Below are 13,210 nucleotides of genomic sequence, written 5' to 3' on the forward strand. Positions count from 1 at the left end.
CTTGTTACTTCACGGATTTTTCGATTCTGTCCTGCAGATCGTTACCAATCTGAAGACTCCTGAATAATTGCAGCATGTTCTCTTCATGAGAGTAATTCAAGTGGATGGGGCGTTCAATCCCTTGGCTGCGGCCTTTGACTTCCACTAAGAGGTTGGCATCACCGGTTTGATCCATATCGAAACTACTGGATAACTGGCTGTATTCTAAATGTTCTAGTGCCGAAAATACAAAGTCGAGATAAGGTTGTGATTGACGCATTTGATCGACCGCCGGATTGCCCGAAATCGCAATAAGGCCACCGGGCGCACGGGCCGCCAACTGGCCACCGCTGATCGAGACTTTGCCATCGACCAAATCCACGGGTAATACACCATCGAAAATACCATCGGCATAGATACCAATTTGCGGCTGAATGCGCAGCACTTCCTCAAGGCTCATGCCCTGCAATAATAGATAGGCGTGGGATTTGTCCTGTAATTTTAAATTAAAATCAGGCAGTAAGAACTGGCCGCTCAATACTTTGCCCTTAGCAGTCATCGACACGTCGGTATCACTCAAGCCCGTGAGTTGTTGCAGCCAATTGTCGGGAAGCTTTTCGGCATCCTTGGCGAGGGCAATATCGGCCTCCACTTCGATATCGGTCAAGGGAAAGCCGGGATCGAACAAGTTAAAGGTCATCACGGTCTGCGGGCAGTTAAGTCGGCTTAAACTGCTGAAATAGCCTGGTGCTTGCGGCGCCTTATAGGATTGCCCCCAAGTGAACTCGCATTGGGCCTGTAATTTCCCGCCTTCAAAGGTCGTGTCTTGATAAAAACCTTCCAGCTCTGTCATCGACTGGGTAATTTGCATGGCAAATTGAGTCTGCTCTGGCTCATGTGTCAGCTTAAATTGTGCCTGTAATTGGTTATGGCCTGTCACATTTAACTCAGTGGGCAAGGGCTGGGTTTGATTAAGCAAAGATAGCGCTTCTGTCATGCTGGTATCGACAACCCACTGGCCCGTTAACAGCAGTGGTTTGTGAGGCGCGGCGAACTGTAATTGATGGTCGCTTTGCAGCTCAACTGTGCCGACTTGCCACTGTTCATGGCCGTGAAGACGTTGGTTTTGCCAGTTTAACGTCTGCGCGAGTGCCAAATTATCCAGTTTAAGCACAGTCTGTTTACGTGTGCGGCCTTTGGCGCTGAGCTGCTTTTCAATCAAGAGTTGCTGCGCTTGCCAGTTCACTTGATTACTCAACTGACTCGATTGAATAGCATTTTCAATGGATTGCAGCGAGGAGTAATCGAGGGTCATCGCCTTTGATGTCTCAAGGGAGAACGTCTTGAGGCTAATATCGTTGCGACTGCTCTGCATTGCGCTCGCGGCGGTGCCTGCAAGATTGTCTACCGCTTGGCTCACGCGCAGCTGCGACAGGGCGAGAGAGAGCGGCGGTAGATTGAAGGCAAACTCGGTTGATTGCGCGCCAGTCGTATCCTGAGTCGCTAACGGGGTAGCACTCGCGGTCATGGGAGCCTTAGCGTTGAGCTGAATATTACCAAGGCTTAACTGCGTCTGTTTAGTTTGATGCTCGGCGGCTTGCGCAGTTTGCTGTAGCTGTAGATCTTCAAGTGCAAATTGTAAGGTATCGCTTGAGACATTCGAGTCACTCGTCACAGGCGCTGTGCTCACTTGCCAATTCAGCCCTTGAGGTGACTGAGCAACGCTGACATGTCCCGCCGTTTGCAGCATTCCCGCGCCCCAACTGAAATCCTGCGGTGCTGCGTGCCAGAGTTCCCGCAGCGACAGCGGTGTCGTTTGCGTAAGTGCCAATTGCCAACTGCTCGCGACCTTCCAAGCATCTGGCGCGGGCGTTAACTGGATATCTTGTAAGTGAATACGTGTGTCAAGCTTACTGCCTAAGGTGCTTAACTCGAATGCGGGCAGCGCTATGGGTTCATGGCTGCTCGCTTGAGATGCCATAGCATAATGCAGTGGCGCTGTCATCGAAAAGGCAAGGCCCACGGGCGCCTCGGTGCTTTTAAGCCCCGACAGCAGGGTAAGGAGCGCTTGAGAGTTTTCATCGCTCAATTGCAGTGACTGATTAAGTGCCGCTAATAGCTGCGTATGTTGTGCCGCATTGGGTGTGAGCGCAAGACCAAAGGGCTCGAGGGTGAGATTAAGTGAAGCAAGTGATCCACTAAGCTCAAACCCCAAAGCTGGCTGGGGCGCGAGCGTTAAGTCGGCAAAATGGCTTAAGCTGATGCTGGGCTGCTGAATGCGGTGTCGGCTTGTGATTTCGCCGCTGGCGAGTGTCATCGTGCTCTCAGAACTGAGTTGCCCACTTAATCCTATCCCAAGTTGTTGCCACTGTTGATCCCACTGGGTTAATTGGTTGAGGATGCTCCCTTGGGTTTGGCGCAGACCAATTTGATGCAGGTTTTCCAGTAGCGGCGCGATATTCAGTTCGCTCTTCAAGCGCCATTGTTCGTTGCCAAGCGTCGCGGCAAGCTGGGCTAATGGCTCACCCTCAGTGCTGCTAAAGGCTGTGGTTAATTCAGCTTGATGATTGAGGCTGAGTTTATCCATCACCAGCTGATAGGCCGGAAGCTCTGCCTGCGGCGCTAATCTGAGTGTGGTTTTACCTATATCAATTAAAGGTAAGGATTTGATATTTAACGCCAACGCTGGCGTTTGTTCATCGGCGATGGTGGGGCTTCGCTCCAGCAGCGATGCGCCGAGTTCAACGTCTATCTCGCCCGTGCTAATGCGCTTGATTTTTTGAGTTAAACTCTCAACTTGGACAAGTTGCTTCAGTTCTTCAAGGCTTTTGGGCCAGTTGAGTTCAAGCTGAATATCCAGGTTATTGATCACTAAATGCGAGTCATGTACACGCAGGCTCGCAGAGTGAATGTGCCAATGTTCTAAACCCATGGGGCCTAAACGAATATCGCTAAGCTCACCGTCCATGCCGCTTAAGGCATAATTCGCGACGCGAAGGATCAGGGCTTCGGTTTGACTGTTGACTATCCAAATGGTTAGCGCCGCGCCAGCTAACAGGCCCGCCACAGTGGTGGCAATAAGGCTTTGTTTTAAGCGCTTTTTGAGTGTAGAACCGCGGCGGTGCGCCGAATCTGGCGCTGCGGCCGCCGTCGCTTCTTGAGGCATCGCCTGATACGCGTGCTCGGCAGTCTCCTGTTCTGGCGATGTCGGCGTGTTAACCATGGGGTTCGAATGTCATCCTTATCATCAGCGCCTTCTATTGTTCCCCGTGGGAGCGTGAGGCGATTTGGGGCTGCCGATGCTGAGCGGCAAGCGGGATTAGCGGCAGTTTAACACTCAAGCCGCTGGCTGACTAATAAAGAACTTGGCAATCTTGCGCGTAGCAAGATTGAGTGCCTGTCATTATTCATCTTGATTTTACAGGCACTTATATGGCTTTAGCTAAAATAGCGTTTATCCCGATTGTTTATCCGTACAGCTTATCCCAAGAGCTGAGCGCCAATCACGGCCACTCCGCAGAGCATCGCTAACAGTAAACCGAGCTTCCCCCCTGCGACGCGGTAACCCTGTGGCAAGTTCGCTTTATCGCGCGTTTGTCTTTGTACCCACACCATGGCCACGGGTAAAAAAATCGCGAGGATCACGAGGGCGATTGCCGCATAACCGAGGGCGGTAATAAATCCCTGCGGGTAAAAGAGGGCAAAACCCAGAGGAGGCACGAAGGTAATGGCGGCGGTAACACTGCGACCCGCGGCATTATCCTGCTGCCTTAAGTTCGCCGCCATAAAGTCAAACAGACCGAGGCTCACCCCTAAAAAGGAGGTGGCCAGCGCCAGATCGGCAAACACACTGATGGCAGAACTTAAGTATTGGCTGTGCAGTACACTGGCTAACTGATTGATAAAGCCTGAAAGACTCTGATTCGTCATCAGTTGGCTTTGACTGAGTACGCCTTGGCTGCCCAGTTGCCACAGCAGGTAAATCAGTAGCGGTAACGCCGAGCCGAGCAGCATGATTTTACGCAGGCTTTTTACCTCAACGCCTAAGTAGCGCACCACGGACGGAATCGAGCCATGAAAACCAAAGGAGGTAAAAATCACTGGAATGGCCGACACGATAAGTCCTTGCTCTAGTGGCAACTCGAGTAAATGTGTGCCTTCGACCTGCGGCAGTAATAGGGCCAGCATTAGGATTAACGCAATGATTTTCAAGCTAAAGAGCACGCGATTGATCAAATCGACACAATGGGTGCCTAAACCGACAATGGTGCCGATTAACAGGGTAAAGAAGATGGCGCCCGCCTGCGGTGGCAGATCTAACCCTAACCATGCATTGAGCTTTTGATTGACTTGCTCGCCGCCACCCGCGATATAGGCGGCGCACAGGGCGTAGAGTAAAAACATGAGGGCAACACTGGCAATCACTTGGCCCTTAGCGCCCAAAAGCGTGCGGGCTAATTGGTTCAGGCTCGCATCAATCGGGGCAAATTGATGGATTTCAACCATAAGCAGGGCGGTGTAGGCCATCAGCGCCCAGAGAAGCAACATAATCAGGCTCGATACACCAAAACCGAGTCCTGCAGAGGCGATAGGGAGTGCGAGCATACCCGCGCCAATGGTGGTGCCTGCAATCAGTAGCAAACTACCGAAAAATTTATTTTGTGTCATAACTTTACGCTCAAACGTCGTTTTTAATGGCTCAACTGTCTCAGATGAGTGCTTTATTGAGGAGCAATGCAGAGTGGCGCGTGATACTGAGAACTAAAGGGTACGTGGGTGTACCTGTATTGTGATCGTGGCGCAATCTGCGGATCGTTGGGGATATGGCCACAATGGAAGGTCAGGCGAGTGTGCCTATCTATGCCATTGCGGCTACAGATAGGGATAATAAGCTGTGGTAATACGCATAAAACTCGCCTTTGCTTGGGGTTAATTCGGCACTTAATAACATCGAGTGACTTGACCACATCGAATTGCTTGATCACATCACATAACGAAGACAATTCGCCTGTTTTTAAATTTGTCTTAAATGTTAATAAGTTGCGTCAATGCCTCGTGCGGGTTCGAGGACGCAGGCTACGATAGGCAGTTAAGGTGTACTTGTCAACCATTACAACAGTATTTTGCTGATTTTTTGTCAGGGGCCAAGTGTACAATTTGTGTGACGTCGTGCCGTTTTTAGCAGAGGTTAAGAGTAGCAAGGTGGATTATGGAGGCTGAACTTTTGTTGGTTACGGCAAGTGAATAGGCCGTAACTGAATGCAAAATCAAGAGTACTCTGCCGTAGACCAAAAGGAATGCGGCAGAGAGGTACTGCGAGGTTTGAAAGCGGACTACTTTTGCTGCGCTTTTTGATGGCGGGCAAGCAAGTTGGCGTTAATATCACTTAAGCTTAGTGATTGATCTTCAAGCAATACTAACAAGTGATACACCAGATCCGATGCCTCGTTAATCAGCTCTTCTTTATCGTGAGTTGCCGCGGCCAAGGCGGTTTCTAATCCTTCTTCACCGACTTTTTGGGCGATGCGTTTGGTGCCACGGGCAAAAAGGGAAGCGGTGTAGCTCGACTCTGGGTTTTGCCCCTTACGAGAGGCGATAAGCTCGGCTAGATTGTTTAAAAACGGGTGAGCATTGCCATCGAGCCAGCAGCTTTCGGTGCCTTTATGGCAGGTTGGGCCATTGGGCAACACCTGCACCAGCAGGCTGTCGTTATCACAGTCTTTATCGATGGCAACCAATTTTAGGGTATGGCCCGAGGTTTCGCCCTTGGTCCATAAACGTTGCTTAGAGCGGCTAAAAAACGTCACATCTCCGGTCGCCAGCGTTTGCTGCAGCGCGGCTTTATCCATAAATCCGAGCATTAACACTTTGCCCGATAGGTGATTTTGGATAACCGCTGGGATAAGCCCCTGTTGTTTTTCCCAGTCGAGGCTATTGACCAGTTCTGCGCTTGCAGCGCCTTGGCAACAGCTTGAAGTGGTTCCAGTTGTCATATCTGCATACCTTATTATTTCTATCAATCGCTACTGATGTTGAGTTACTGGCGAATGGCGATGCCTTCGGCCGCTAAATACTGTTTTAACTCGCCGATATTGATAATGGCTTTATGGAATACGCTGGCCGCCAGCGCTGCATCCACCTTCGCCTCGATAAACACATCGCGAAAATGCGCCATAGTGCCAGCGCCGCCCGAGGCGATTAAGGGCACATCGCACAGCTGGCGTACTAGGCTTAACTGTTTGATATCATAGCCACAGCGCACGCCATCTTGGTTCATCACGTTGAGCACGATTTCGCCGCAGCCGCGTTTTTGTACTTCTTCGACCCAATCCTGAGTGTACCAAGCGGTTTCTTTGGTGGCGGCTTCATCGCCGGTAAATTGCTTCACTTTATAACTGTCGCTTGCCGCATCATAAAAAGAGTCTATGCCGATCACTATGCATTGACGGCCAAATTCATCCTGCAGGCGTGAGATTAAACTCGGATCGCTAAGAGCGGGTGAGTTTACTGAAATCTTATCCGCGCCAAAGGCCAGTAACTCCCGGGCTTGGCCGATGGTTTTAATGCCTCCGGCAACGCAGAAGGGGATATCAATTTGCTCCGCCACTCGGCTCACCCAAGACTTATCGACCACACGGTCATGGGCACTGGCGGTGATATCGTAAAACACCAGTTCGTCGGCGCCCTCTGCGGCGTAACGCGCCGCGAGTGGCACTATGTCGCCAACAATTTCATGGTTGCGAAACTGTACGCCCTTGACCACGCAGCCATCTTTCACATCTAAACAGGGGACTATTCGTTTGGCCAGCATTGGATTGCCTCCGCCACATTAAACTGATTGATAAGTAAAGCTTTACCGATAATGATGCCCGCGGCGCCACTGTCTCTGACGGCGGCAACATCTTCAAGGGTGGCAATGCCGCCCGAGGCTTGCCACGCGATATGGGGATAGCGGCTGGATAGCTCGCGGTAAAGCTCTGTATTGGCGCCTGTGAGGGTGCCATCGCGGCTGATGTCAGTCACCAGCGCATGTTTAAGCCCAATTTGGCTAAAGTCTTCGACGATAGATTCTAGACTCTTACCGCCACCGCTTTGCCAGCCAGAAACCGCGACGATTTTCTCGCCGCTTTGATTAATATTGACATCCAGTGCGAGGCAAATAGCCTCACTGCCAAACTTGTTAAACCAGCCCTTGACTAACTCGGGCTCTTTGACGGCGAGCGAGCCAATCACCACGCGTTTAACCCCAAGGGATAATAACTCGGCGACTTGTTCTTCAGTGCGGATCCCGCCGCCCACTTGAATATTGGCGTTAAGCCCCGCAGTCAGCTTAGCAATCAAAGCCGTTTGGCGTTTTGTAGGATCTTTCGCGCCGGTTAAATCCACGATATGCAGCCAGTTTGCCCCTTGGTCTTGGTAGGATTGCAACTGGGCCAGCGGGCTTAAATCGAAGGTGGTCTGCTGCCCATAATCCCCTTGGTAGAGCCTAACTACCTTGCCATCAATTAAATCAATTGCTGGAATGATCATCTGTTGTCCTTAATTCTTTTGGCGCATTTGCTGCCGCGCTTTATTGCTGCATGTTGTGGCTGAAAAAAGCTGGCTCAGCCAAACTTAGGTTCCAGAAACTTAGCTTCCACACACTTAGCTCAGTCAAAAGCTAATAAGCGATTGCATTTACTGCATTTTTAAAAAGTTACCTAGGATTTGTGCGCCCACGGCGGCGCTCTTCTCGGGGTGAAATTGCACGCCCATAAAGTTGTCTTTACCGATGGCGGCGCTAAAGTCCTCACCATAACGGCATTGTGCCAAGGTGTAGTCGCTTAATGGCGCGCGGTAGCTGTGCACAAAATACACATAACTGCCGGCTGGAACACCGGCAAACAGCGGGTGAACCTGAGACGGATTGCTAAAAGTCAATTGGTTCCAGCCCATGTGAGGCAGAGGTAAACCTTCGGCCTTCAGTATTTGACGGTCTAGCTCGTCGATCTCAGTTGGAATAATGCCTAAGCATTGGCAATCCAGCGCTTGGCCGCCACGTTCTTTAGAGAGCAGGGTGAGCATTTGCATCCCTAAGCAGACGCCTAGCACGGGTTGAGTTAACCCTCGAATTAATTCGATTAAGGCTTTTTCAGATAATGAAGCCATCGCGGCGCCAGCGCTGCCGACACCTGGCAGTACCACACGTTTAGCGGCTTTAATGCTGGCTTTGTCATCGGTGACTAACACCTTAGCGCCGAGGCGCTCAAAGGCGAAACGGACCGAGCTTAAGTTGGCGCAACCTGTGTCTATGATGACAACATCAAATTCATCTATGTTTGCTGACATTGGGTTTTCCTATTGATGGGTCAGTGGGGAAGCGGTTTGTCGCCGCATCCCGAAACTGCCCCTCGTTAAAATCATCAGACTTTGTATTATTCGTTAATCAATCTGCATTAGGTCATTACACACCTAACTCAGGTTGAGTGAGGTGTTAGAGCACGCCTTTACTCGATGGCAACACATCGCCTTCAACTTTGACTGCCTGACGCAGCGCGCGGCCCAGTACTTTAAATAGCGCTTCGACCTTGTGGTGATCGTTATCTCCTTCGGCTGCGACGTGCAGGGTGCAGCGTAGGCCATCGGCAAAAGATCGGAAAAAGTGCGGCACCATTTCGGTGGCCATTTCACCGACTTTTTCCCGTTCAAATTGGGCGGCGAATTTGATAAAAGGCCTGCCGGAGAGATCGAGTAAGCATTCGCCCTTGGCCTCATCCATAGGCAAACTAAAACCAAAACGGGCAATACCGCGTTTATCGCCAAGTGCTTGGCGCAGTGCGTCCCCAATCGCCAATGCCGTGTCTTCAACGCTGTGGTGATCGTCTATCTCGAGATCGCCATCGACATTCACCTCCATTTTGAAGTTTCCGTGGGTGGCGATTTGATCCAGCATATGGTCGAAGAAACCAATGCCTGTGTTGATGGCGCCTTTGCTGGCATTGTCGAGATCGACAGTCACGCGAATATCGGTTTCCTTGGTGGTGCGTACCACAGTCGCGGTGCGGCCCTTGTTGAGTAAGGCATCGGCAATCGCGTCCCAGCCTAGGCTGCCACGCTGATATTGAAAGCTTTTAATCCCCATGGCATTGCCCAGTTCCACATCTGTGTGTCTGTCACCAATCACAGCGGACTGGGTAAAATCGATGGTGCCTTGGGTCAAAAAGTCTTTCACCAGCCCTAGTTTTGGTTTGCGGCAACTGCAATTTTCATCGTTAAAGTGCGGGCAGATGAGTACATCTTCAAACTTAACCCCTTGGCTGGAGAGGATTTGCATCATCATATTGTGCGGCGCATCGAAATCTTCCTGCGGGAAGGAAGGGGTACCGAGTCCATCTTGATTGCTGACCATCACCAACCTAAAGCCAGCTTTTTGCAGGCGCAGTAAGGCGGGGATCACTTGGGGCTCGAATACCAGTTTGGCGAGGCTATCGACCTGTTTGTCGGTGATGGGCTCTTCAATCAAGGTGCCATCGCGGTCGATAAAAAGTATTTTCTGGGCGACATTTGGGGTAAATACTGGGTTCATGCTGCTACCTTTCAATTCAGTTTGTTATCTTTATAAAATCAGTCTATTAGGCCAATGCTGCGTTAATACTTGCGCTAAATGCTCACAGCTTTTGCGATTCAAATAGCGACACTAAGCGGTCGGTGTCAGACTGAGAGCTAAAGCTAAAACGAATGGCTTTAGCTAGCCTTGGGTCCTTATAGGCCCGCGCGACAATGCCATTGTCGATAAGCAGTTGTGCCACTGTTGCTACGTCGTCAAACTCGGCTAAGACATAGTTGCCATTGGGTTTTAGCACGGCGCCGCCCCATTGCTCACAGTACAAATTCAGCGCCGCCGCGAGTCGCTCGCCCTGAGTATTGAGCTCATTCACTTGGGTTTTCATCCGCGCAATCCCAGCAGCTGATAGCGCTTGCACGGCCACTTCACTTACGGGCAATGGCACGGGATAGGGCGCAATTACCCGCATGATGATTTCGATAATCTCTTCATTGGCAAGCAAAAAGCCGCAGCGCGCGCCTGCTAAGGCAAAGGCTTTTGAGAGGGTGCGCAGTACAACGAGATTTGGGTAAGACTCGAGTAAATCCGCGACGCTATATTCTGGGCAAAATTCGATATAAGCCTCATCGACCACGACAATGGAGTCGGGTAGGGCTTGGATGGCTTGCTCTATGCGCGCCTTATCAATCACAGTGCCAGTTGGGTTATTGGGATTGCAGATAAACACTAACTTAGCGCCGCGCGTGGCCGTTGCAAAGTCGGATGGGAGACCGTATTCAGCCGTTAAGCTTAACGCCTTAACGCCCACATTAAAGGTTTGCGCGCTAATGGCGTACATGCCGTAAGTGGGCCCAAAGGTCGCAATGGAATCGATGCCTGGGACACAAAAGGCCCGGATCAGCAGTTCGATGGCCTCATCGGCGCCGCGGCTGGCGACAATTTTGCTTTCCACTACACCGCTATATTGGCTATAGGCATTGATTAACGCGGGCGGTTGGCACTCGGGGTAACGATTTAACTTAGTTAAATCGAGTTCGCCGACGGCAACATTATTAAAGGGCGATTCGTTAGCGTTGATCCAAATATCCCCACGACCACCTAGCCTGCGAGCACTTTGGTACGGTGTTAACTCGAGCAGCTCGGGCCGCGCAAGACGTGCGGCAAGGGTTGTTGGCTCGATTGCCATTTTATCGAGAGTATTGTTATCGAGAGTATTGCTAGCGCTATTGGCGCTCTGAATATTTGTCACTGGCACATTACTCGTTGTTGCTTGGCTAGTTGGCACTTGGCTCATCCTATTCATCCTAAGTCTTGCTATGGCTTTAATTAAGCGTACTGTTGATTGCGTTACTTATTTCCATCAGTCCTTAAGACTGGCTAAGCGTATCGCGACCGCATTTTTATGGGCATCGAGTAACTCATTGCTGGCAAGGGTCATTACCGCTTGCCCGAGTCCGAGCAGGCCCTTGGCACTGAGTTCTTGCACCGTAAAGCGGCGGCTAAAGTCTGCCAAGGAGAGGCTAGATACCGCGCGGCTATAACCGTAAGTTGGCAATACATGGTTAGTCCCACTGGCATAATCCCCAACCGATTCAGGTGTATAGGCCCCTAAAAACACTGAGCCTGCGGCGCGAATATGATTTAGTACGTCCCGTGGGAAGCGGGTTTGAATAATTAAGTGTTCGGGTCCATAGCAATTCGAAACGAGCGCCGCTTCTTGCATATCTTTTACCAAAATGGTGCGGCTGCCTTTTAGGGCCGTCGCAGCAATCTCTTGGCGCGGCAGGGCGGCCAGTTGCGACTCGAGCGCTTGATTGACAGCTTGTGCTAATGGCTCAGAATCCGTGACTAAAATGACCTGCGAATCTGGGCCGTGCTCTGCTTGCGAAAGTAAATCTGCGGCAATAAACTGCGCATTGGCATCGCTATCGGCAATCACTAATACCTCAGAAGGGCCTGCGGGCATATCAATAGACACAGTGCAGCGACCGTCCTGCGAGACTAAGCGCTTGGCTTCGGTGACATAACGATTGCCTGGGCCAAAAATCTTATCGACGCTGGGAATCGTTTCAGTGCCAAAGGCCAGTGCGGCAATGGCCTGCGCGCCGCCCACTTGATAGATTTCGGTGATCCCACAGGCGTTTGCCGCATACACAATTGCATCGTTAATCGGCGGCGGACTCACCAATACGCGTTTTTCGCAGCCAGCAATTTTGGCAGGCAGGGCCAACATCAGTACGGTTGAGATTAATGGGGCGCTGCCACCGGGAATATATAAACCGACTTTTTCAATCGGTTCGCTACGAAGCTCGCAGCGAACCCCCGCTTGGGTTTCAATGTCGATGGGGCGAAATTGCTGCGCGCTGTGGAACACATCAATATTGGCCATCGCTTGGGCAATGGCGGCTTTAAGTTCGGTCGAGACTCGTGCGCTGGCGGCGCTAATCTCGCTTTCACTTAAACGCAGACTGTCGATATTGGCACTATTAAAGCCATCAAACTTTTGATTAAACTCTTTTAGCGCCGCATCGCCACGGCTAGCTACGGCATCAACAATGGCCCGAACACTTTGTTCTAAGCCGCTGTCACCAATTAAAGGTGAGCGTTGGAGCGCGGCTTGTTGTGCATCGACGGATAACGCTGCCCAAGTCAAAATATCCATAGATCACCCCATCATTTTTTCAATTGGCATGACGAGGATTGAGCTGGCACCGAGCGCGGTGAGTTCTTCCATGGTGTCCCAGAATAAATCTTCGGTACTGACGGCGTGAATGGCCACTCGATTAGTATCGTCGTTTAATGGCAATACAGTAGGATTTTCGGCACCGGGCAGCAGGGCGACAATTTGATCTAAAGTTTCAGTGGGCGCGTGCAGCAAAATATATTTACTTTCACGGGCGCGGATCACGCCGTTTACGCGGGATAAAATGCGATCGATTAAGGCTTGTTTGCTCGGCGTTTGGGTTTGGGTTGATTGAATAATGCAGGCCATGGAGCGGTAGATAACTTCAGTCTCGTATAAACCATTGGCTTCAAGGGTTGCGCCAGTGGAGACTAAGTCACAAATGCCATCGGCAAGCCCTGCACGCGGCGCAACTTCAACCGAGCCTTTTAACATACAATCGCGATAATTTATGCCTTTTTGTTGCATAAAACGGCGCAGCAGGTTGGGGTAGGAGGTGGCAATTCGCAAGCCTTCCAAGGATGAGGCATCGGCATAGCTAAACTCGGTTGGCACGGCTAATGATAGGCGACAGGCACCGAAATCCAGTTGGCGTAATTTCACAAACTCGGCGGGTTTATTTAAGGTTTGACGCTCAATCTGCTCTTCTTCGAGCACGTTCTCACCAATAATGCCTAAATCGACCACGCCATCCATCACCAGCCCTGGAATATCATCGTCACGCACTCTGAGTAAATCGATAGGCATGTTGTCTGCGTGCGCGATAAGGCGTTGTTCGTTAATGGAAAATTTAACGCCGCAGCTCTTGAGTAATTGCTGTGAGTCGGTGGATAAACGGCCAGATTTTTGGATGGCGATGCGTAAACGGTTTGATTCAGTCATAGTCTTGTCTCGCTCAAAGTTAACAAATTCAAAGTGATATTCTTTTGTCGCATGGTTTAACTGGTTTCTATGTTTGGCCGGTATTTGTCTAGCTAACATATTGAAATTACATACTAAACACG

Annotated in this window: 10 protein-coding genes; all 10 read right to left on the bottom strand. The window is 50.7% G+C overall.

The genetic code is table 11. The features are described from left to right. Window positions 1–4 precede the first annotated feature (4 nt). Window positions 5–3,202, bottom strand: a complete 3,198-nt coding sequence (locus N5E87_RS09525; protein ID WP_086903648.1) for a YdbH domain-containing protein — start codon at window positions 3,200–3,202, stop codon at window positions 5–7. Window positions 3,203–3,459: 257 nt separating this feature from the next. Next, complete coding sequence (locus tag N5E87_RS09530; protein WP_086903649.1) at window positions 3,460–4,647, bottom strand: aromatic amino acid transport family protein; 1,188 nt, start codon at window positions 4,645–4,647, stop codon at window positions 3,460–3,462. Window positions 4,648–5,312: 665 nt separating this feature from the next. After that, window positions 5,313–5,972, bottom strand: coding sequence for a bifunctional phosphoribosyl-AMP cyclohydrolase/phosphoribosyl-ATP diphosphatase HisIE (gene hisIE / locus N5E87_RS09535; RefSeq protein WP_256657300.1), 660 nt, complete (start codon window positions 5,970–5,972; stop codon window positions 5,313–5,315). Between the two features lie 44 nt (window positions 5,973–6,016). Next, window positions 6,017–6,790 carry an imidazole glycerol phosphate synthase subunit HisF gene (hisF, locus tag N5E87_RS09540; protein ID WP_086903650.1) on the bottom strand — a complete coding sequence of 258 codons (774 nt, stop codon included), beginning with the start codon at window positions 6,788–6,790 and terminating at the stop codon, window positions 6,017–6,019. Then, a complete protein-coding gene (hisA, locus tag N5E87_RS09545) occupies window positions 6,772–7,509 on the bottom strand; it encodes a 1-(5-phosphoribosyl)-5-[(5-phosphoribosylamino)methylideneamino]imidazole-4-carboxamide isomerase (protein ID WP_086903651.1) in 738 nt (245 codons plus the stop codon). The genes hisF and hisA overlap by 19 nt, the downstream gene beginning before the upstream one ends. A 147-nt stretch (window positions 7,510–7,656) precedes the next feature. After that, entirely contained in the window at window positions 7,657–8,307 is a 651-nt protein-coding gene (gene hisH / locus N5E87_RS09550) for an imidazole glycerol phosphate synthase subunit HisH (RefSeq protein WP_086903652.1), read from the bottom strand. A gap of 145 nt (window positions 8,308–8,452) precedes the next feature. Continuing rightward, window positions 8,453–9,544, bottom strand: a complete 1,092-nt coding sequence (gene hisB / locus N5E87_RS09555) for a bifunctional histidinol-phosphatase/imidazoleglycerol-phosphate dehydratase HisB (RefSeq protein ID WP_086903653.1) — start codon at window positions 9,542–9,544, stop codon at window positions 8,453–8,455. Between the two features lie 82 nt (window positions 9,545–9,626). Further along, window positions 9,627–10,817 (bottom strand): histidinol-phosphate transaminase, encoded by a 1,191-nt coding sequence (gene hisC / locus N5E87_RS09560; protein WP_279775277.1) that lies wholly within the window; start codon window positions 10,815–10,817, stop codon window positions 9,627–9,629. A gap of 66 nt (window positions 10,818–10,883) precedes the next feature. Continuing rightward, window positions 10,884–12,185: a histidinol dehydrogenase gene (gene hisD / locus N5E87_RS09565; protein WP_055648612.1), complete on the bottom strand. Its 1,302-nt coding sequence runs from the start codon at window positions 12,183–12,185 to the stop codon at window positions 10,884–10,886. A gap of 3 nt (window positions 12,186–12,188) precedes the next feature. Then, window positions 12,189–13,088 (bottom strand): ATP phosphoribosyltransferase, encoded by a 900-nt coding sequence (gene hisG, locus N5E87_RS09570; RefSeq protein WP_144345455.1) that lies wholly within the window; start codon window positions 13,086–13,088, stop codon window positions 12,189–12,191. Between the last annotated feature and the right edge of the window lie 122 nt (window positions 13,089–13,210).

The organism is Shewanella sp. GD03713, assembly GCF_029843705.1.
Classification (GTDB): Bacteria; Pseudomonadota; Gammaproteobacteria; order Enterobacterales; family Shewanellaceae; genus Shewanella.